General features: G+C 70.7%; 18 protein-coding genes and 1 other RNA gene. 15 read left to right on the top strand and 4 right to left on the bottom strand.

All coding sequences use genetic code 11. The features are described 5' to 3' along the window. Nucleotides 1–142: 142 nt before the first annotated feature. Nucleotides 143–643 (bottom strand): SspB family protein, encoded by a 501-nt coding sequence (locus JJQ90_RS22725; protein WP_216878570.1) that lies wholly within the window; start codon nucleotides 641–643, stop codon nucleotides 143–145. A 59-nt stretch (nucleotides 644–702) separates the two neighbouring features. Next, nucleotides 703–1,018, bottom strand: a transfer-messenger RNA (tmRNA) gene (gene ssrA, locus JJQ90_RS22720). Nucleotides 1,019–1,103: 85 nt separating this feature from the next. Between ssrA and thyX the strand changes: the two genes are divergently transcribed. From thyX to JJQ90_RS22700, 4 genes are read left to right on the top strand one after another with little or no spacing between them, the layout of a single operon-like run. Beyond that, a complete protein-coding gene (gene thyX, locus JJQ90_RS22715; RefSeq protein WP_216878569.1) occupies nucleotides 1,104–2,045 on the top strand; it encodes an FAD-dependent thymidylate synthase in 942 nt (313 codons plus the stop codon). Next, on the top strand, nucleotides 2,032–2,310 hold the full coding sequence (locus tag JJQ90_RS22710) for a hypothetical protein (protein ID WP_216878568.1): 279 nt from the start codon (nucleotides 2,032–2,034) through the stop codon (nucleotides 2,308–2,310). The genes thyX and JJQ90_RS22710 overlap by 14 nt, the downstream gene beginning before the upstream one ends. Before the next feature lie 11 nt (nucleotides 2,311–2,321). After that, nucleotides 2,322–2,921 carry an HD domain-containing protein gene (locus tag JJQ90_RS22705; protein WP_216878567.1) on the top strand — a complete coding sequence of 200 codons (600 nt, stop codon included), beginning with the start codon at nucleotides 2,322–2,324 and terminating at the stop codon, nucleotides 2,919–2,921. Continuing rightward, a complete protein-coding gene (locus JJQ90_RS22700) occupies nucleotides 2,918–3,808 on the top strand; it encodes a ribokinase (protein WP_216878566.1) in 891 nt (296 codons plus the stop codon). The genes JJQ90_RS22705 and JJQ90_RS22700 overlap by 4 nt, the downstream gene beginning before the upstream one ends. Here the strand turns inward: JJQ90_RS22700 and JJQ90_RS22695 are convergent. After that, nucleotides 3,798–4,919, bottom strand: a complete 1,122-nt coding sequence (locus JJQ90_RS22695; protein ID WP_216878565.1) for an Mrp/NBP35 family ATP-binding protein — start codon at nucleotides 4,917–4,919, stop codon at nucleotides 3,798–3,800. The two genes, JJQ90_RS22700 and JJQ90_RS22695, sit on opposite strands and share 11 nt — an antisense overlap. Nucleotides 4,920–5,315: 396 nt before the next feature. On the opposite strand from JJQ90_RS22695, the gene hflK reads away from it, so the two are divergent. From hflK to JJQ90_RS22675, 4 genes are all read left to right on the top strand, one after another. Next, entirely contained in the window at nucleotides 5,316–6,374 is a 1,059-nt protein-coding gene (gene hflK / locus JJQ90_RS22690) for an FtsH protease activity modulator HflK (protein WP_329959501.1), read from the top strand. Next, a complete protein-coding gene (gene hflC, locus JJQ90_RS22685) occupies nucleotides 6,371–7,411 on the top strand; it encodes a protease modulator HflC (protein WP_216878563.1) in 1,041 nt (346 codons plus the stop codon). The genes hflK and hflC overlap by 4 nt, the downstream gene beginning before the upstream one ends. Nucleotides 7,412–7,414: 3 nt before the next feature. Next, nucleotides 7,415–7,612, top strand: a complete 198-nt coding sequence (locus tag JJQ90_RS22680; protein ID WP_329959500.1) for a DUF2065 domain-containing protein — start codon at nucleotides 7,415–7,417, stop codon at nucleotides 7,610–7,612. A gap of 122 nt (nucleotides 7,613–7,734) precedes the next feature. Then, nucleotides 7,735–9,252 (top strand): DegQ family serine endoprotease, encoded by a 1,518-nt coding sequence (locus JJQ90_RS22675; RefSeq protein WP_230410907.1) that lies wholly within the window; start codon nucleotides 7,735–7,737, stop codon nucleotides 9,250–9,252. 70 nt (nucleotides 9,253–9,322) lie between these two features. Here JJQ90_RS22675 and serB read toward each other — a convergent pair whose 3' ends face one another. Then, nucleotides 9,323–10,216 carry a phosphoserine phosphatase SerB gene (gene serB, locus JJQ90_RS22670; RefSeq protein WP_216878561.1) on the bottom strand — a complete coding sequence of 298 codons (894 nt, stop codon included), beginning with the start codon at nucleotides 10,214–10,216 and terminating at the stop codon, nucleotides 9,323–9,325. A 23-nt stretch (nucleotides 10,217–10,239) separates the two neighbouring features. Between serB and miaA the strand changes: the two genes are divergently transcribed. The 7 genes from miaA to JJQ90_RS22635 all read left to right on the top strand — a co-directional run bounded on the left by miaA (nucleotide 10,240) and on the right by JJQ90_RS22635 (nucleotide 19,402). Next, entirely contained in the window at nucleotides 10,240–11,226 is a 987-nt protein-coding gene (miaA, locus tag JJQ90_RS22665; protein ID WP_216878560.1) for a tRNA (adenosine(37)-N6)-dimethylallyltransferase MiaA, read from the top strand. A 64-nt stretch (nucleotides 11,227–11,290) separates the two neighbouring features. Continuing rightward, nucleotides 11,291–13,093: an acetolactate synthase 3 large subunit gene (locus JJQ90_RS22660; protein ID WP_216878559.1), complete on the top strand. Its 1,803-nt coding sequence runs from the start codon at nucleotides 11,291–11,293 to the stop codon at nucleotides 13,091–13,093. 55 nt (nucleotides 13,094–13,148) lie between these two features. Beyond that, entirely contained in the window at nucleotides 13,149–13,670 is a 522-nt protein-coding gene (gene ilvN, locus JJQ90_RS22655) for an acetolactate synthase small subunit (protein WP_216878558.1), read from the top strand. A 55-nt stretch (nucleotides 13,671–13,725) separates the two neighbouring features. Next, nucleotides 13,726–14,757 (top strand): zinc-binding metallopeptidase family protein, encoded by a 1,032-nt coding sequence (locus tag JJQ90_RS22650; protein ID WP_216878557.1) that lies wholly within the window; start codon nucleotides 13,726–13,728, stop codon nucleotides 14,755–14,757. Between the two features lie 35 nt (nucleotides 14,758–14,792). Then, nucleotides 14,793–15,809: a ketol-acid reductoisomerase gene (gene ilvC, locus JJQ90_RS22645; protein ID WP_216878556.1), complete on the top strand. Its 1,017-nt coding sequence runs from the start codon at nucleotides 14,793–14,795 to the stop codon at nucleotides 15,807–15,809. Between the two features lie 63 nt (nucleotides 15,810–15,872). After that, nucleotides 15,873–16,475: a hypothetical protein gene (locus JJQ90_RS22640; RefSeq protein ID WP_216878555.1), complete on the top strand. Its 603-nt coding sequence runs from the start codon at nucleotides 15,873–15,875 to the stop codon at nucleotides 16,473–16,475. Between the two features lie 266 nt (nucleotides 16,476–16,741). After that, on the top strand, nucleotides 16,742–19,402 hold the full coding sequence (locus JJQ90_RS22635) for a PAS domain-containing protein (RefSeq protein ID WP_216878554.1): 2,661 nt from the start codon (nucleotides 16,742–16,744) through the stop codon (nucleotides 19,400–19,402). Nucleotides 19,403–19,414 lie beyond the last annotated feature (12 nt).

Genomic DNA, 19,414 nt, shown 5'->3' with positions numbered 1-19,414 from the left:
CGGGCCGGGTCGGCGCGATCACGGGCGAGTCGAGGTCGAGCGGTGCGGACACGGCGGTTCTCCGTGGGCGCCGGCACGCAGGGTGGGCGGCGCCTCGTGGGGTCGGCAGGAATTCAGCCCCGGATGGTCGGGGCAGGCGGGATCAGTCCCGCGCGGGGCGGCGCCGGAAAGCGTCCAGGCTGACCACCTGGGCGGGGGCCTCCGGCGGGGCGGGGGCGGCTTCCGGCTCGGGCGGCGCGGGTTCCTCGACCGGGGCCTCCTCCATGCTGGGCTGGAAGCGCAGGCCGTAGCGCACGGCGGGGTCGGCGAAGCCGGCCAGGGCGGCGAAGGGCACCACGAGGGTGGAGGGCACGCCGCCGAAATGCAGCCGCACGGAGAACAGGTTGGCGACCCGGTCGACCGTCAGCGCCTCGAACTGGTGCTGCAGGACCACGGTCATTTCCTGCGGGTAGCGGGCCTTCAGATGGCCCGGAACCTTGGTGCCGGCATGGTCGGTGCGGAAGGTGATATAGAAATGGTGCTCGCCGGGCAGGCCTTCGCGCCCCGCCAGCTCCAGCGCGCGCATCACGACCTCGCGCAGCGCGTCGTCGGTCCAGCGGTCATAGGGGATAAGGCTGTCGGCCGGACGTGCGTCATCACTCATGCGGAATTCCCTTTGCGCGGACCATAGTCCCGGGGCGCCGGGTGCGAAAGAGGCGTGAGAGTGGGGGGCTTCTGTTGCCCGGTGCCCCCCGAACCGCGCTTACCTTATTCAGGCAGCGAGTGCGTAAGCCTCGCGGCTATTGTCGTTCGCACTTAGAGATTAGCCCGATAACGGCGGTACAATGCCGGGCAAAAACGACCTCTTTACCACGCGCGTCGAAGCTGTTTCGCCCCCATGGTCCTGCCGAGGCAGGGTTTGGTGGAGGCGCCGGGCACTGCCCCCGGGTCCGCAACGATTATTCCAGGTCGCGTTTATCACCATAGTCGCCGAGGCGACGACACCTATGTAGGCGCATCGCGCGGCAGAATCCAGGGGCAGGTGGTGCCGACCCGCAAAGGGGGTGCCGCCCCCGGCGTCATGGGCTAGTGAAGCGCCACCTTTGACCTTTGGACGACTCGTCATGGCGCTCACCGACGCCCAGCAGCAGGAAATCGACGCCGCGCGCAGCGCCGCGCATGCCACCCGGCGGCCGACCGTGCCGGCCCTGGAAGACATGCTGTTCACCGCCACCCCGGTGCTCGACCACGGCTTCGTCCGGGTGGTCGACTATATGGGCGACGATGCCGCCATCGTGCAGGCTGCCCGCGTTTCCTATGGCCGCGGCACCCGCGCGGTGACCGAGGATCGTGGCCTGATCCGCTACCTGATGCGTCACCGCCACTCGACCCCCTTCGAGATGTGCGAGATCAAGTATCACGTGAAGCTGCCGATCTTCGTCGCCCGGCAATGGATCCGCCACCGCACCGCCAATGTGAACGAATACTCGGCGCGCTATTCGATCCTCGACCGCGAATTCTACATCCCGGCCCCCGAGAACCTGGCCGCGCAGTCCTCCATGAACCGGCAGGGCCGGGGGGCAGTGCTGGAGGGCGCGGAAGCCGCACGGGTCCTGGACCTGCTGCGGGAGGATGCGACCCGCAACTACGACCACTATGTCGAGATGCTGAACGAGGATGAGCAGGGGGACCCGATCGATCCGGGCCGGCAGGGGCTGGCCCGCGAACTCGGGAGAATGAACCTGACGCTGAACGCCTATACGCAATGGTACTGGAAGACGGACCTCCACAACCTGTTCCACTTCCTGTCGCTGCGCGCCGACGCCCACGCCCAGTACGAGATCCGCGTTTATGCCGAGGCGATGATGCAAAGCGCCGAGGCCTGGGTGCCGATCGCCACCGCGGCCTTCCGCGACTACCGCCTGGGCGCCGTCACCCTCTCCGCCCAGATGCTCGGCATCCTGCGGCGGATGCTGGCGGGGGAGGCGGTGGACCAGGCGGCCTCCGGCCTGTCCAAGCGCGAATGGCGCGAATTGATGGAGACGCTTGGTCGTGCCGCCGCCTGAGGCCCCGGCTCGGGCCCCCCGCACCCGCCCGGCCAGCCCGCGCCCCGCCGCCGGCCGCGCCAAGGGCGCGTCCCGGCCGCGCGGCAAGGCGGCGGCGCCGGCGCGGCTGGATTGGCTGACGCGCTGGTGGAAGGTGGCGCTGCTGGTGGCGCTCATTACCCTCGGCCTGCCGCTGGCCCATGCCATGTTCGGGGAGGTCGTGGCGCTGCTGGGCGGCGCCGTGCTGTTCGGCTTCCTGCTCGGCCGCTGGACGGCCGGAGTCTGAAAGAGACAAAGATGGATGCCGACCGCACCGCCGCCCTGATCGGCTTCCTGGCCCTGGCCGACCGCCTCAAGCACATCGAGCGCCGGGGCGAGACCGCCCATCCGGACGGCACCTCCCGCCGCGAGAACTCCGCCGAGCATTGCTGGAACGTCGCCCTGGTGGCCCTGCTGCTGCATGGCGAGATGCCGGAGCCGCGCCCCGACCTCGGCCATGCCCTGGCGATGATCGCCGCCCATGACCTGGTGGAGATCGAGGCCGGCGACACCTTTGCCTATGACGAGGCCCACCTGCTGACCCAGGCGGCGCGCGAAAAGGCCGCCGCCGACATCGTCTTCGGCATCCTGCCACCCGACCTCGGCGCCAGGCTGCGCGGGCTGTGGGAGGAATTCGAGGACGGCGAGACCCCCGAGGCCCGCTTCGCCATGGCCTGCGACCGCGCCCAGGGTTTTCTCCAGGGCGTCATCGGCACCGGCCATTGGCGCCATGCCGGCATCGCCGAGGCCGCGACCCATGGCCGCATGGCACCGGCCCGCGCCGTCGCGCCGGCCTTCGAGGCCCTTATAGCGAATCTCTATGACCGCGCCCGGGCCGGGCGCATGTTCGCGGAATGAGCATTCTCGTCTTCGGCTCCGTCAATACGGACCTCGTCTTCACCGTCCCCAACCTGCCGGCGCCCGGCGAAACCGTGCTCGGCGAGGGCTTTGCCCAGATGGCCGGCGGCAAGGGCGGCAACCAGGCCGTCGCCGCCGCGCGCGATGGGGCGGAGGTGGCCTTCGTCGGCTGTGTGGGGGAGGACGGGCTGGCCAAGGTGGCCCTCGGCGCGATGCGCGACGCCGGGGTGGACCTCTCGCGGCTGATCGCGGTGGATGAGCCGACCGGCGTCGCCAGCATCTGCGTCGATGCCGAGGGCCGCAACCAGATCGCCGTCGCCCCCGGCGCCAACCGCATGACCCGCGCGGCGCAGGTGGAGGATGCGGCGCTGCATCCGGGCGTGACCCTGCTGATGCAGATGGAGGTCCCGGCGGAGGAGGTCGCGGCGCTGATCCTGCGTGCCGCCGAGGCCGGCGCCCGCTGCATCCTGAACCTCGCCCCGCCGCGCGAGATGCCGGAGGAGGCGCTGCGCGCCTTGCACCTGCTGGTGCTGAACGAGCATGAGGCCGCGGTGCTCGCCACCCGCCTGGGCACGGAAGCCACCGCCGGCGCGCTGCACCTGGCGCTCGGCATCACCGTCGCGGTGACGCGCGGCGCGGCGGGGGCGGAGGCCGCCGGCGCGGAGGGGGCCATCGCCATGCCCGCCTTCACCATGATGCCGGTGGACACGACCGGCGCCGGCGACACCTGGTGCGGCGTGGTCGCCGCCAGCCTCGATCGCGGGTTGAGCCTGAAGGACGCGATGCGCCGCGCCGCCGCCGCCGCCGCGCTGGCCTGCACCCGCGCCGGCGCCGCACCCTCGATGCCGGTGGCGGCGGAGACCGAGGCGCTGCTCTCTACGCGATGACGATCTTCGGGCCGGCGGGGGTTGCCGCGCCCTCCGCCAGCTTCTCCCGCAGCCGGGTCGCGATGCGCTGATAGGTCGCGGCCTCCTCCGTCTCCGGCCGCGCGGCGACGATGGGGGTGCCGGCATCGGCCAGTTCGCGGATCGCCAGCTTCAGCGGCAACTCGCCCAGGAACTCCACGCCGAGCCGCTCCGCCTCCGCCCGCGCGCCGCCATGGCCGAAGATATCGGTCTGGTGGCCGCAATTCGGGCAGCAGAAGAAGGCCATGTTCTCGATCAGGCCGAGCACCTTCACGCCCACCCGCTCGAACATCCTGACGCCGCGCCGCGCATCCAGCAGCGCCACATCCTGGGGTGTGGAGACGATGACGGCGCCGGCCAGGGGCACGCGCTGGCTCATGGTGAGCTGGGCGTCCCCGGTGCCCGGCGGCATGTCGACGATCATGATGTCCAGCTTGCCCCAGGCGACCTGGCCCATGAGCTGTTCCAGCGCGCCCATCACCATCGGGCCGCGCCAGATCATCGGCGTCTCCTCCTCCACCAGGAAGCCGATGGACATCGCCTTCAGCCCCCAGCGGGACAGCGGGATGATCTGCTGCCCCTCAGTCCGGGGGCGTTCCCGGGTGCCGAGCATCTGCGGCAGGGAAGGGCCATAGATATCCGCATCCAGCAGCCCGACCTTCAGCCCCTGCATGGCCAGCGCCACGGCCAGGTTCACGGCGGTGGTGGACTTGCCGACGCCGCCCTTGCCGGAGGCGACCGCGATGATGGCGCCGACATCGGGCAGCAGCATCTGGCCCTGGCCGGGCGTGCCCCCCGGCGGCGCCTTGCGGCCGGGCTCCGGCGCGGGCTTCGCCGGCTCGGCCCGATGCGCGGTCAGCACCACGGTGGCGGAGAGCACGCCCGGCACGCCGGCGGCGGCGCGTTCGGCGGCGGCGCGCAGCGGCTCACTCTCCCGCGCCCGTTCGCGTGGCACCTGGATGGCGAATTGCACCATGCCGGCCTTCACCGCGAGGCCGTCCACCATGCCGGCGCTGATCACGTCCTGGCCGCTGACCGGGTCGCGCACCCCACGCAGCGCGTTGCGCACCGCCTGCTCCAACCCTTCGCCCATCGCTTGAAAAACCCCCTGTTCCATACGATATCCCGCGCGTCGGCCGATGACGCCGCATGCGCGCGCATGCCCGCCATTCCGCCCGGCCTCCGGTCAGACCGGATGGTTGGCGTGCGCCACCCCGGCCCGGTGTCCCGGTTCGGTTCCTCCGCGGATGACGAGCCTCATATGGACCGTCGCCGCGGCTGCTGCACCCCTCCCCATCGACGGAGTGGCGTGGCAGGATTTTGACTGCGTTTGGAGGAGGCCTAAAGCCCGATGGCGTGGAACAGCAGCGGCGGACCCAGCCCCTGGGGCAATCCCCGGCCCGGCGGACCTTGGGGCCAGCCGCAGCCGCCTTCGGGCGGAGGCCAGGGTGGCGGCGGCGGCGGTGGCCGCGGACCCGACCTCGATGACATGATCCGCCAGGCGCAGGATGCGGCACGCCGCATGCTGCCGCGCGGCCTCGGCGGTGCCGGCCTCGGCCTGCTGGCCCTGGTGCTGGTGGGCGGCTGGCTCGCCTCCGGCATCTACCGGGTGCAGGCGGATGAGCAGGGCATCGTGCTGCGCTTCGGCGCCTATACCCAGACCACCCAGCCGGGCCTGAACTACCACCTGCCCTGGCCGGTGGAGAGCGTGACCACGCCGCGCGTCACCCGCATCAACCGCGTCGATGTCGGCTTCCGCGCCGCTGCGGATTCCGGCCAGGCCGTGCGCCCGATTCCGGCGCGGGACGTGCTGGAAGAAAGCCTGATGCTGACGGGCGACGAGAACATCATCGACATCGACTTCGCCGTCTTCTGGCGCATCCGCGATGCCGGCGACTTCCTGTTCAACACCCGCAACGCCGAGGCCACGGTGAAATCCGCCGCCGAGAGCGTGATGCGGGAGGTGATCGGCCGCACGCCGATCCAGCCGGCCCTGACCGAGGCGCGCGCGCAGATCGAGCAGGCCGTGCGCACCGGCACCCAGGGGATCATGGACCAGTATCGCGCCGGCGTGGAAATCACCCAGGTGCAGCTCCAGAACGCCCAGCCGCCGGCCCGCGTGGTGGACGCCTTCATCGACGTGCAGCGCGCCGGCGCCGACCGCGAGCGTGCGCGGAACGAGGCGGAATCCTACCGCAACGGCATCATCCCGGCCGCCCGCGGTGAATCGCAGCGCCTGGTGCAGGAGGCCGAGGGCTTCCGCGAAAGCCAGATCTCCCGCGCACGCGGTGAATCGCAACGCTTCCTCTCCGTGCTGTCGGCCTATCAGGTGGCGCAGGACGTGACGGTGCGCCGCATGTACATCGAGACGATGGAGGAAGTGCTGCGCCGCAACCCGGCCATCCTGATCGACAACAACCTGCAGGGCATGGTGCCCTTCCTGAACCTGGATGGGGCCCGGCCCGGCCCGTTGCAGCCGCAGCGCCAGGGGGGGCAGCCCGCCCCGCAGCCCAATAACGCGCCGCGCCCGGCGGGAGCGACCCGATGAACAAGCTCGTCGCCCTCGGCGTTGCCGTTGCCGTTGTCCTGGTGGTTGCCGCCTCGACCCTTTTCACCGTGCACCAGACCCAGCAGGTGCTCATCACCCAGTTCGGTGAGCCGATCCGCGTGATCCGCGATCCGGGCCTGCATGCCAAGATTCCCTTCGTGCAGTCGGTCATCGCCTTCGACCGCCGCCTGCTCGACTTCGACGCGCCGGCGGAGGAGATCATCCTTGGCGACCAGCGCCGGCTGAGCGTGGACAGCTTCACCCGCTATTCCATCACCGACCCGCTGCGCTTCTACCAGACCGTCGGCCCGCTGGAATCCGGCATCCGTGCCCGCATCAACTCCGTCGTCACCTCCGCCGTCCGGCGGGTGCTGGGCAATGAGCCGCTGCTGTCCGTGCTGTCGAACGACCGCGCCCGGATCATGGGTGAGATCCGCCGCCTGGTGAATGAGGAGATGCTGGCCTTCGGCATCGAGGTGCTGGATGTCCGCATCCGCCGCGCCGACCTGCCGGAACAGAACACCGACGCCATCCTGTCCCGCATGCAGTCCGAACGGCAGCGCGTCGCGGCCGAGGAACGCGCCCGCGGCCAGGAGGAAGCCACCCGCATCCGCGCCGGCGCGGATCGTGAGCGCACCGTGCTGCTGGCCGAGGCGCAGGCCCAGGCCGACATCCTGCGTGGTCAGGGCGAGCAGGATGCGATCCGCATCTTCGCCGAGGCCTTCCAGCAGGATCCGGAGTTCTTCCAGTTCTACCGGAGCATGCAGGCCTATCGGGACGCCTTCTCGGGTGGCGAGACCCGGCTGCTGATGTCGCCCGACAGCGAGTTCTTCCGCTACTTCCGGGGGAGCATGCCGGACAGCCTGCTGCCGCAGGGCAGGGGTGGCCGGCCGGCCCCGGCCGCCGGCGCCGCCCAGGCGCCCACGACCCAGGCTCCGGCGCCTCAGGCTCCGGCGTCCCAGGCTCCGGCGCCCCAGGCGCCTGCCGCCCCCAGCGCCCCGCCGGCGGTGGTGGCCCCGACGCCGGCGCCACAATAGCCGGTGCTGGAGTTCAGCCACGTCCTGGCGGGCGTGGCGGTGATGCTGGCGGTGGAGGGCCTCTGCTACGGCCTTTTCCCCGCCGCCATGAAGCGGATGATCGCCAGCCTGCTGACCGTGCCGGACAACCGGCTCCGGCAGTTCGGGCTGGTGGCGGCGACGATCGGGGTCACGGCCGCCTGGATCATTGTCCTGATTTGAGCGTGACAGCCTCGTCATGCCGCACTGGGCTTCCGATTCATCCCTCCCGTGCCAATGTCATGCCGCATGCTGCCTGGGGCCACGCCCTGGCATCGAGTCCATCCGGAAGAAGGTCGCCGCCCTTGCGCTTCGCACCCCTGCTCCTCGTCGCGGCGCTGGCCGCGCCGCTCGCCGTGCCGGCGCCCGTCCTCGCCCAGATTCCGCCGCCGGGCGCGCCGATGACCTTCGCGCCGCTGGCGCAGCGCCTGCTGCCGGCGGTGGTCAATATCCAGACCAGCCAGGCCGCCGCCCAGGCCCAGGCGCAGCGCCGCCCCGGCGCGCCCGACGTGCCGCAGGCCCCGCCGGGCAGCCCCTTCGAGGAATTCTTCCGCGACTTCCTGGAGCGCAACCGCCCGCCCGGCGGCCAGCAGCCCAACCGGCCCCAGCCGCCGACGCGGCGTGGCCAGTCGCTCGGCTCCGGCTTCATCATCGACGCCTCCGGCATCATCGTGACGAACAACCACGTCATCGAGGGCGCGGATGAGATCAATGTGGTGATGTCCGACAACACCACGCTGCGGGCCGAGCTGGTGGGTGCGGACCCCCGCACCGACGTGGCCGTGCTGCGGGTGCGGCCGGAGAGGCCCTTGCCCTTCGTCACCTTCGGCGACAGCGACACCGCCCTGGTCGGCGACTGGGTGCTGGCCATCGGCAACCCCTTCGGCCTTGGTGGCTCGGTCACGGCCGGCATCGTCTCCGCCCGCGGGCGCGACATCCGCCAGGGTCAGTATGACGACTTCATCCAGACCGATGCCGCCATCAACCGCGGCAATTCCGGCGGTCCGCTGTTCAACCTGGCGGGCGAGGTGGTCGGCATCAACACCGCCATCTACTCTCCCTCCGGCGGTTCGATCGGCATCGGCTTCTCCATCCCCTCCAACCTCGCCCGCAACATCGCCGCGCAGCTTCGCGATGTCGGCCGGGTGCGGCGCGGCTGGCTGGGCGTGAACATCCAGCAGGTGACGGATGAGATCGCCGAGAGCCTCGGCCTGCAGGGCGGCACCCGTGGCGCCCTGGTGGCGCGCGCCCAGGAAGGCGGCCCGGCGGCCAGCGGCGGCATCCAGGCCGGCGACGTGATCCTGCGCTTCAACGGGCAGGAGGTGCGGGAGATGCGCAACCTGCCGCGCATCGTCGCCGACAGCGCGGTCGGCGCCCAGGTGCCGGTGGTGGTCTGGCGCGACGGGCGGGAGCAGACGCTGACCATCACCATCGCCGAACTGCCCGACGAGGCCGCCCAGGCCGGCACCCCGGCCCCGACGCCGGAGGCCGCGCCGCAGACGCAGCAGCTCGCCGGCCTCGGCCTGACGGTCGGCCCGATCACGCCGGAGGCGCGGGAGCGCTTCAGCCTGCGCCCCGAAAGCCGCGGCGTGGTCATCACCGAGGTCGCCCCCGGCACCCCCGCCGCCGAGCGTGAACTGCGCCCGGGCGATGTGATCGTGGAAGTGCAGCAGGAACGGGTGAACAGCCCCGCCGAGGTGCAGACGCGGCTGGAGGCGCTGCGCCGCCAGGGTCGCGCCACGGCCCTGCTGCTGATCGAAAGCGCCCAGGGCCAGCGCTGGGTGCCGCTGCGCCTCGCCGCGCCGCGCGGCAATCCGGGGTGATCGGGTTGGGCTGAGCCTCGACGAAAGGGCCCTCTTCCCGGATCGGGAAGGGGGCTTTTTTCTGGGCGGATCAGCCCGTCCGGAACTCCGTCCGCCGAAACCCCTGCGCATAGAGCAGCGCCAGCAGGTCCGTATGGTCCACCCGGGCGCGGGCCGCCGCCGCCACGATCGGCTTGGCGCGATAGGCCACGCCCAGCCCGGCCGCGCCGATCATGTCGAGGTCGTTGGCGCCGTCGCCCACCGCCAGGGTCGCGGCCATCGGCAGCCCGTTCTCGGTCGCCAGCCGGGTCAATGTGGCCAGCTTGGCGTTGCGGTCGAAGACCGGCTCGGCCACCTTGCCGGTCAGCTTGCCGCCCTCGATCAGCAGGGTGTTGGAGACGTGGTGATCGAAGCCGAGTTTTTGGGCGACCCGCCCGGTGAAGAAGGTGAAGCCGCCGGAGGCGAGGCAGCACACAGCGCCATCGGCCCGCATGGTGGCCACGAGCGTCGCGGCGCCGGGCATCATCTCCGTGGTCGCCCAGGTGGCCTCCAGCGCATCGACGGACAGGCCGGCCAGCATGGCCACGCGCGCGTGCAGCGCCTGGGCGAAGTCGAGTTCCCCGTTCATCGAGCGCGCGGTGATGGCGGCGATCTGGTCCTTCAGCCCGGCATAGGCGGCGATCTCGTCCAGCGTCTCCGACGTCACGATGGTGCTGTCCATGTCGGCGACCAGCAGCTTCTTGCGGCGGCCCTCCGCCGGGCTGGCGATGGCATCCACCGGCGCCCCCTCCAGCGCCGTGCGGGCGGCGGCGGCGGCGAGTTCGGCCGGGGCGTTCTCGAAGGGCAGGTCCACCGCCTCCGCCTCCGCCAGCCAGTCCGGCGCGCCGGGGGTGGCGCCGAGGGCCGTCAGCGCGGCGCGGCAGCGGGAAACCAGGGCTGGGTCGAGGGCGCCGGGGGCGGCGACCAGGGTCAGGATATGGGGCATGGCCCGCGCCCTGTGCCACTGCCATGACGCCAGCACAACCGCCCGCGATCCTGGTCGCGGGTCCGACCGCCAGCGGCAAGAGCGCCCTGGCCCTGGCGCTGGCCGAAAGCCTGGGCGGGACGGTCATCAACGCCGATTCCATGCAGGTCTATGCCGGGCTGCGGGTGCTGACCGCGCGGCCGACGCCGGCCGAGGAGGCGCGGGTGCCGCATCTTCTTTACGGCGTCCGTCCGCCGGGGGAGGCGGGGACAGTCGCCTGGTGGCGCGGTGCGGCGCTGGCGGCGATGGCGGAGGCGCAGGTGGCGGGGCGGGTGCCGATCCTGTGCGGCGGCACGGGCCTGTATTTCCTTTCCCTCACCGAGGGCCTGTCTGCCATTCCCCCCGTCCCGGAGGCGGCGCGGGCGGAGGCGCGGCGGTTGCTGGCGGAGGAGGGGCCGGCCGCGCTGCATGCCCGCCTCGCCGTGCTGGACCCGGAGACGGCGGCGGCGCTGCGCCCCTCCGACAGCCAGCGCCTGGCGCGGGCCTATGAGGTGGTGACCGGCACCGGCCGCGGCCTGCGGGACTGGCAGCGGGAAGGGGGCACCGGCCCGGCGCCCTGGCGCTTCGCCGCCATCCTGCTCGACCCGCCGCGCGATGCGCTGCGCGCCGCCATCACCGCGCGCTGGCAGGGGATGCTCGACCAGGGCGCGCTGGAGGAAGTGCGGGCGCTGGCCGCCCAGGGCCTGGACCCAGCGCTGCCGGCGATGCGCGCGCATGGGGTGCCGGAGCTGATCGCCCATCTGGAGGGGCGGATGACACTGGCCGCTGCCTCGGCGCGGGCGATCCTCAATACGGGCCAGTACACCAAGCGGCAGGCCACCTGGTTCCGCCATCACGCGCTGGCGCGCCCGGAGCATGCGCATAGCATCCATGCGCGCGCCGATGGTCTCTCGCAACTTTCGGAAAGTGTTCTGGGTCATTTGAGGATGTTTGTTTATCCGGGCGTTGACGCGTCGCAGCACCGGGGGTAAGGAAACCGCGTCCGTGGCACCGCCCCGGGCCAACCCGCCAGATCACAGGAAAGCCACCCACCCCATGTCCGCCACCTCTCAGCACGCCGCGACGCAGCCCCTGACGATGTCGGGCGCCGAGGTCGTCCTTCGCGCGCTGAAGGAGCAGGGGGTAGAGGTCATCTTCGGCTATCCCGGCGGCGCGGTGCTGCCGATCTACGACGCGATCTTCCAGCAGAACGCCATCCGCCACATCCTGGTGCGCCACGAACAGGCCGCGGTGCATGCGGCGGAAGGCTATGCCCGCTCCACCGGCAAGGTGGGCTGCGTGCTGGTCACCTCCGGCCCCGGCGCCACCAATGCCGTGACGGGGCTGCTGGACGCGCTGATGGACAGCATCCCGCTGGTCTGCCTGACCGGCCAGGTGCCGACGCATCTGATCGGCAATGACGCCTTCCAGGAAGCCGACACCACCGGCATCACCCGCCCGGCCACCAAGCACAACTACCTGGTGAAGCGCAGCGCAGACCTGGCGCGGGTGGTGCATGAGGCCTTCCACGTCGCCCGCAGCGGCCGTCCCGGCCCGGTGGTGATCGACCTGCCGAAGGACATCCTCATCAACAAGGCGCCCTATACGGAAGCGCCGCCCGCCGCCCAGCCGCACCGCTCCTACCGCCCCGTCACCAGCCCGGACATGGCGCAGGTGCGCAAGGCCGTGGCGATGATGAAGCAGGCGAAGCGCCCGGTGATCTATGCCGGCGGCGGCGTCATCAATTCGGGGCCGGAGGCGGCGCGGCTGCTGTCCGACTTCGCGCATCTGACCGGCTTCCCGGTGACCAATACGCTGATGGGCCTCGGCGCCTTCCCGTCCCAGGACCCGCAATTCATCGGCATGCTCGGCATGCACGGCACCTATGAAGCCAACCTGGTCATGCATGGCTGCGACGTCATGCTGAACATGGGCGCCCGCTTCGATGACCGGGTGACCGGCAACCTGGCCTTCTTCTCGCCGGGCTCGAAGAAGATCCACGCCGATATCGACCCCTCCTCCATCAACAAGAACGTCAAGGTGGAGGTGCCGATCGTCGGCGATGCCGGGCAGATCCTGGCCGCCATGATCCAGGTCTGGAAGGAAGACAGCCAGCCGCCGATGCGGGAGGCCCTGGCCGAGTGGTGGCGCCAGATCGACCTGTGGCGCGGCAAGAACTGCCTTCAGTATGTCCAGCAGGGCAAGATCATCAAGCCGCAGCATGCGGTGAAGCGGCTGTACGAGATCACCCGGGAATCCGGCCGCGAGACCTTCATCACCACGGAGGTCGGCCAGCACCAGATGTGGGCCGCCCAGTACTTTGGCTTCGAGAAGCCGAACCGCTGGATGACCTCGGGCGGCCTCGGCACCATGGGCTACGGCCTGCCGGCGGCGATGGGCGTGCAGATCGCGCATCCGGATGCGCTGGTCATCGACATCGCCGGCGAGGCCAGCATCCTGATGAACATCCAGGAGATGGCGACGCTCTGCCAGTACCGCCTGCCGGTGAAGGTGTTCATCCTGAACAACGAATATATGGGCATGGTGCGGCAGTGGCAGGAACTGCTGCATGGCGGCCGCTATTCCGAAAGCTATTCCGAGGCGCTGCCGGACTTCGTGAAGCTGGCCGAAAGCTTCCATGGCGTCGGCCTGCGCGCGACCGAGGAAAGCCAGCTCGACGACGTGATCCGGGAAATGCTGGCGACCGACCGGCCCGTGATCGCCGATATCGCGGTGGCAAAGGACGAGAACTGCTTCCCGATGATCCCCTCGGGCGCCGCGCATAATGAGATGATCCTGGGCCCGGGGCAGGAGGGTGGCGTCGCCGGGGTGACGGATGAGGGCAAGGTTCTGGTCTGAACCTTCGCCCGACCTGCTCCGCCGTCCCCTGTCCTCCTGCTGAACTGCTGAACCCATGTCCGACAATCTGGAAAATTTCCGCTCCGCGACCATCGCGGTGCTGGTGGAGAACGAGGCCGGCGTGCTCGCGCGCGTCATCGGCCTGTTCTCCGGCCGCGGCTACAATATCGAAAGCCTGACCGTCGCCCCGGTGGATGAGGATCGGCGCCTGTCGCGCATCACCGTCGTCACTTCCGGCACGGGGATGGTGATCGAGCAGATCAAGGCGCAGCTCGACCGGCTGGTGCCGGTGCACAAGGTCTCCGACCTGTCGCTGGCCGGGCCGCATCTCGTGCGCGAACTGGCGCTCATCAAGGTGGTGGGCAGCGGCGAGCATCGGGTGGAGGCGCTGCGGCTGGCGGATGCCTTCCGCGCCCGGGTGGTGGATGCGACGACCGAAAGCTTCGTCTTCGAGATGACCGGCAATGCCGACAAGATCGACGCCTTCTGCAACCTGATGCGGCCGATCGGGCTGAAGGAGGTCAGCCGGACCGGCGCGGTGGCCATCGTGCGGGGCAGCTCCGCGCTGACGGTCTGAAACTTTGCGGGCCTTTCCGCCGTTCGCGGGGCGAACCGTTTCCGGAGCCCATGCCATGCGCCTCTTCGCCTGCCAGAATTGCGGCAACCTGCTGCACTTCGAAAACACCGCCTGCGAGCAGTGCGGCGCGCGTCTTGGCTTCCTGCCGGAGGCGGGGCGGCTCTCGGCCTTCGACGTCGATGGCCTGGCCATGCTGGATGGCGCTCGGAAAAAGCCCTGCGCCAATGTGGCGAAGGACGCCTGCAACTGGTTCCTGCCGGAGGACGACGCCGAGGATTACTGCCCGGCCTGCCGGCTGAACACCATGGTGCCGGACCTGTCGGTGCCGGAGAACCTGCCGCTCTGGCGGCGGATGGAGATGGCCAAGCGGCGCCTGATCTACACGCTCGACCGGCTGCGCCTGCCGCACCAGGACTCCGCCCTGCGCTTTTCCTTCCTGGCCGACCTCGATGGCGAGCCGCCGACCATGACGGGGCATGAGGACGGCCATATCACCATCGCCCTCGCCGAGGCCGATGACGTGGAGCGGGAGGCGCGGCGCACCCGGTTGAACGAGCCCTTCCGCACCCTGCTCGGCCATATGCGGCATGAGGTGGGCCATTGGTACCACATCGTGCTGGTGGAACAGGCCGGCCGGGTGGATGAATTCCGGTCGATCTTCGGCGACGAAAGCGCGGACTACGCCGCCGCGCTCCAGGCGCATTACGCCAGGCCGCCGAATGACGACTGGCGTGGCGACTACATCTCGGCCTATGCCGCGGCGCATCCGCATGAGGATTGGGCGGAATGCTTCGCCCATTACCTGCATATGGTGGACAGCCTGGAGATGGCGACGAGCTTCGGCATGAAGATCAGCCCGGTGCTGGACAAGCAGGGCGTGCTGGAGACGGAGCTGGATTTCAGCCCCTACCGCGCCGGCATGGAGGAGATCCTCAATGCCTGGACGCCGCTGACCATTGCCATGAATGCGATGAACCGCTGCATGGGCACGCCCGACCTCTACCCCTTCGTGCTCAGCGCGCCGGTGGCGCGCAAGCTTGGTTTCATCCACGAAGTGGTGCATCACCGCCCCGTTATGGGGCAATAGAGCCCCCAACGGGGCAACCGAAGGAAGCTGTGACGATGCGTGTGTATTATGACCGCGATGCGGATGTGAATCTGATCAAGGCCAAGAAGGTCGCGGTCATTGGCTTCGGCAGCCAGGGCCATGCCCATGCCCAGAACATGCGCGACAGCGGCGTGGCCGACGTCGTCATCGGCGCCCGCCAGGGCGGGTCCTGGAAGAAGGCGGAAGCCGCCGGCTTCAAGGTGATGACCCCCGCCGATGCGGCGAAGTGGGCCGATGTGGTCATGGTGCTGACGCCGGACGAGCTGCAGGGCGACCTGTACCGCGACCATCTGCACGACAACCTGAAGCCCGGCGCGGCGATGGCCTTCGCGCATGGCCTGAACGTGCATTTCAACCTGCTCGACCCGCGCGCCGACATCGACGTGTTCATGATCGCGCCGAAGGGCCCCGGCCACACCGTGCGCGGCGAATACCAGAAGGGCGGCGGCGTGCCCTGCCTGGTGGCCGTCCACCAGAACCCCTCGGGCAATGCGCTGGAAATCGCGCTGTCCTACGCGTCGGCCATCGGCGGCGGCCGCTCCGGCGTGATCGAGACGACCTTCAAGGAGGAGTGCGAGACCGACCTGTTCGGTGAGCAGGTCGTGCTCTGCGGCGGTCTGGTCGAGCTCATCAAGGCGGGCTTCGAGACGCTGGTCGAGGCCGGCTACGCCCCCGAGATGGCCTATTTCGAGTGCCTGCACGAGGTGAAGCTGATCGTCGACCTGATCTATGAGGGCGGCATCGCCAACATGAACTATTCGATCAGCAACACGGCCGAATACGGCGAATACGTCACCGGCCCGCGCATCATCACCTCCGAGACCAAGGCGGAGATGAAGCGCGTGCTGACCGACATCCAGACCGGCAAGTTCGCCCGCGACTGGATGCTGGAGAACAAGGTGAACCAGGCCAGCTTCAAGGCCACCCGCCGCCGCCTGGCCGAACACCCGATCGAGGAAGTGGGCGAGAAGCTGCGCGGCATGATGCCCTGGATCAAGACCAACCAGCTGGTCGACAAGGCCAAGAACTAAGGACGATACCTCCCTCTCCCCCCGACGGGGGGAGAGGGCCGGGGTGAGGGGGCTGCGACGACCATGCGCCACATCGCCTGCCTCCACACCGCCGCCAGCAATCTTCCGCTGTTCGATGCCGCCTGTCCGCCAGGGCTGGCGCTGCATCATACGATCCGCCCCGACCTGCTGGCCGAGGCCGAAGCCGCCGGCGGCCTGACCCCCGATATCGCCGCGCGCACCGCCGCGGCGCTGGAGGCCCTGGCCCTGCCGGGCATCGATGCGGTGCTCCTCACCTGCTCCACCCTTGGCCCCGCTGTCACCCTGGCCCAGGCCGGCGTGCCGGTTCGCCGGGCCGATGCGGCGCTGGCAGCCGCCGCGGCGGATGGCGGGGGCAGGGTGGTCGCGCTCTGCGCGGTGGAGACCACGATGGCGCCGACCGCCGCGCTTTTCCAGGCGAGCGGCGCCGTGGCGAGCATCCGCCTGGTGCCGGAGGCATGGGCGGCCTTCCGGGCCGGGAATGTCGCCCTCTACGCGGAAATGGTGGCGGCGGCCGCCGATGCGGCCTTCGCCGCGGGGGCGGATTGCGTCGCCCTCGCCCAGGCCAGCATGGCGCCGGCCGCCGCGCTCTGCCGCCTTGGCCAGCCGCTGACGGTGCCGCATGCGAGTCTTCGCGCCCTGATTTGAGGACCCGTGCAACGCCTCGCCCTGCGCCGCGTTGTCGCTTCGGAGCAGGTCCGGAAGGGGCTGGTCCAGACCGGTTTTCAGCCCGGCCGTGCCCGTCTTTGTGACGCCACGCCCCGGCCTGCCGACGCTACACATCCCGGAATGGGCGCGCGGGCCGGAGTCGCGCCCCAGCATTGCGCCGAGCGCGGCGCGCGGGAGCTTCTCACTCGACCATGCGCCGCATCCCGCCATCGCCGGCCGGCCCCCAGTGTGATGATGGGGCGCCCGTGGTTTCGACGGGCGAGGCTGACTGGTCCGGCACCCCACTGGGTCCGATGGCCGGCTGGTCCTCCGCCCTGCGCGGCTTCTCCGACCTGGTGCGCGAACATGCCGGTCCGGCTGCGCTGATCTGGGGGCCGGACCTGTCCTGCCTGCACAATCCCGCCTTCGCCCCGCTGCTGCCGCCGGACGCGCCGCAGGGCCAGGCCTGCGGACTGCTCTGGCCCGGCGCGGATGGCATTGCAGCCATGGTGCGCGCGGCCCTGGCCGGCCGTCCTGGCCGCCTGGCATCGCTGGAACGCCCCGGACCCCGTTTCTTCGATCTTCTGGCGGTGCCGCTGCGGGATCTGGAGGGCTGCATCGCCGGCGCCCTGCTGACGGCGACGGACATCACCCGGCCGGTCCTGGCCGAACGACGCGACGGCTTTCTGCTCGACCTCGATGCGGCGTTGCGGGACCTGGATGCGCCGGAGACCCTGCTGCGCACCGCGACGGCAGCGCTCGGCCGGCATCTTGCCGCCGGGCGCTGTGCCTTTGCCGAGGTGGATGCGACGGAAACGAGCTGTGGCATCGCGGCCGACTGGACCGATGGCACCCTGCCCAGCGCGCCGGGCACCTGGCCCCTGGCGCGGTTCGGCGCCGGCATCGCCACCCTGCGCGCCGGACGCCCCCTGGGTCTGGACGTGGCGGAGGCGGATGGCGGCCTGACCGTGCCGCTGCTGAAACAGGGCCGGCTGGCAGCCCTGCTTGGCCTGCATCATCCCACGCCGCGCCGCTGGACGGAGTCGGAGGCGGCGCTGGCGCTGGAAGTGGCGGAACGGCTGTGGTCGGCGCTGCGGCGCCGGCGCGCAGAGGCGGCGCTGCGTGCCAGCGAGGCCCGGCTGCGCCGGGTGCAGCAGGTGGGCCGCGTCGGCGGCTTCGAGATCGACCTGCGCACCGGGCAGAACCTGCGCTCCCCCGAATATATGGACCTGCAGGGCCGGGACGCCCTGCCGGCGGAGGAACAGCATGCCGACTGGGTGGCGCGGCTGCATCCGGAGGATCGGGTGCGGGCCGAAACCCGCTTTCTCGACGCGATCGCGCCGGACTCCGTCGCCACCGAGTATGCCCAGGAATACCGCATCGTCACGCCGGCCGGCGCCGTGCGCTGGATTGCTGCGCGGGCGGAGATCCAGCGCGACGCCTCCGGCCGGGCGCTGCGCATGCTGGGCGCGCATGTCGATGTGACGGAGCTGAAGCAGGCCGAGGCCGCGCTGGCCGAATCCGTGCAGCGGGCGCGGGAGGTGCTGGAAAGCCTGGGCGACATGCTCTACGCGCTCGACGCCCAGGGCGCGATCCGCTTCGCCAGCCGCCGGGCGCTGGAACTGTGGGGGCTGCGGCGGGAGGAAGTTCTGGGCCGGGATTTCCTGGACCTGTTCCCCACGGTGCGCGGCAGCCAGAGCTGGGAGGCCATCGAACGGGTCATCGCCACGGGGCAGGAGGCGCATCTCTGCGCCCGCTCACCGCTCGCCGGCACCTGGTTCGAGCTGAATATCCACCCCGCCCAGGGCGGCGGCGTCACCGTCGCGGCGCGGGATGTCGAGGCCGCGCGCCAGGCGGAAATCCAGCGCCGCATGGCGGAGGTTGCGCTGCGTGGCAGCGTCGAAAGGCTGCGCCTGGCGCAGGAGGCGGGGCAGGTCGGCACCTGGGAGTGGGACATCCGGACCGGCGATGTGCATTGGTCGGAAAGCTGCCACCGCCTCTACGGCACAGATCCCGCGGAGCCGATCGATCTCCTCCGCTGGCGTCGCGGGGTCGAAGCGGCCGATCGTCCGCGCGTCGAGACCGGGCTGCGCCGCCTGCTGGCGGGCGATCAGCGGGATTGGGCGGAGGAATTCCGCATCCGTCGCGTTCATGACGGGGCGCTGCGCTGGATCGCCGAACGCGGGGAAGTGGTGCGGGACCGCGTGACCGGCCAGGCGCTGCGCCTGCTCGGCGTGGCGCTCGATGTCACGGAGCGCCGCGAGTCGGAGGAACGCCAGACCGTGCTGATGCGGGAGTTGGACCATCGCGCCAAGAACGCCCTGGCGGTGGTGCAGGCGGCGGTGCGGATGACGCCGAAGGATGACCCGGAGGCCTTCGCCAACGCGGTGCTCGGCCGCATCGCGGCCCTGGCCCGCGCCCATACGCTGCTGGCCGATGGCAAATGGGATGGCGTTGGCTTGCAGGAGCTGGTGGCGGCGGAACTGGCGCCCTTCCTGGCCGCCGATGGCCAGCCGCTGGTACGGGTGGAGGGGCCACCGGTGCGCATCGCCCCCACCGCGGCGCAGGCGCTGTCCATGGCGCTGCATGAACTCGCGACCAATGCGATACGGCATGGCGCCCTGTCGGTGCCCGGTGGGCAGGTATCGCTGGGATGGTTCTCCGAATCCGGCCTTCTGCATCTGCGCTGGATCGAGACCGGAGGGCCGCCGCTGGCGGCTCCGCCACGGAGGCAGGGCTTCGGCACCCGGGTGCTGGAGGCGACGATCGCCGGCCAGCTCGGCGGTTCCATCGCCATGGATTGGCGGCCGGAAGGCTTGCTCTGCCAGATGACCATGCCGCTCGCCCGCGCCTCGGCACCGGATCTGGAGCGCGAATTGGCGAATTCGGCGCATGCCTTGCCCCGGCGGGCGGCGTATCGGAATTGAGATGTCTCACAG

Origin of the sequence: Falsiroseomonas oleicola (assembly GCF_019029495.1) — a bacterium.
Taxonomy (GTDB): Bacteria; Pseudomonadota; Alphaproteobacteria; order Acetobacterales; family Acetobacteraceae; genus Falsiroseomonas; species Falsiroseomonas oleicola.
Note: the sequence above shows the minus strand (reverse complement) of the source record. Positions and strands in the feature narration are given on the sequence as shown.

What these genes read in the sequence shown, in the direction of transcription:
- JJQ90_RS22725 (WP_216878570.1), bottom strand. Translation starts at nt 643, where the DNA reads ATGAGTGATGACGCACGTCCGGCCGACAGCCTTATCCCCTATGACCGC.
- thyX (WP_216878569.1), top strand. Translation starts at nt 1,104, where the DNA reads ATGGCGCTCACCGACGCCCAGCAGCAGGAAATCGACGCCGCGCGCAGC.
- JJQ90_RS22705 (WP_216878567.1), top strand. Translation starts at nt 2,322, where the DNA reads ATGGATGCCGACCGCACCGCCGCCCTGATCGGCTTCCTGGCCCTGGCC.
- JJQ90_RS22700 (WP_216878566.1), top strand. Translation starts at nt 2,918, where the DNA reads ATGAGCATTCTCGTCTTCGGCTCCGTCAATACGGACCTCGTCTTCACC.
- JJQ90_RS22695 (WP_216878565.1), bottom strand. Translation starts at nt 4,919, where the DNA reads ATGGGCGAAGGGTTGGAGCAGGCGGTGCGCAACGCGCTGCGTGGGGTG.
- hflK (WP_329959501.1), top strand. Translation starts at nt 5,316, where the DNA reads ATGATCCGCCAGGCGCAGGATGCGGCACGCCGCATGCTGCCGCGCGGC.
- hflC (WP_216878563.1), top strand. Translation starts at nt 6,371, where the DNA reads ATGAACAAGCTCGTCGCCCTCGGCGTTGCCGTTGCCGTTGTCCTGGTG.
- serB (WP_216878561.1), bottom strand. Translation starts at nt 10,216, where the DNA reads ATGCCCCATATCCTGACCCTGGTCGCCGCCCCCGGCGCCCTCGACCCA.
- miaA (WP_216878560.1), top strand. Translation starts at nt 10,240, where the DNA reads ATGACGCCAGCACAACCGCCCGCGATCCTGGTCGCGGGTCCGACCGCC.
- JJQ90_RS22660 (WP_216878559.1), top strand. Translation starts at nt 11,291, where the DNA reads ATGTCCGCCACCTCTCAGCACGCCGCGACGCAGCCCCTGACGATGTCG.
- ilvN (WP_216878558.1), top strand. Translation starts at nt 13,149, where the DNA reads ATGTCCGACAATCTGGAAAATTTCCGCTCCGCGACCATCGCGGTGCTG.
- JJQ90_RS22650 (WP_216878557.1), top strand. Translation starts at nt 13,726, where the DNA reads ATGCGCCTCTTCGCCTGCCAGAATTGCGGCAACCTGCTGCACTTCGAA.
- ilvC (WP_216878556.1), top strand. Translation starts at nt 14,793, where the DNA reads ATGCGTGTGTATTATGACCGCGATGCGGATGTGAATCTGATCAAGGCC.
- JJQ90_RS22640 (WP_216878555.1), top strand. Translation starts at nt 15,873, where the DNA reads ATGCGCCACATCGCCTGCCTCCACACCGCCGCCAGCAATCTTCCGCTG.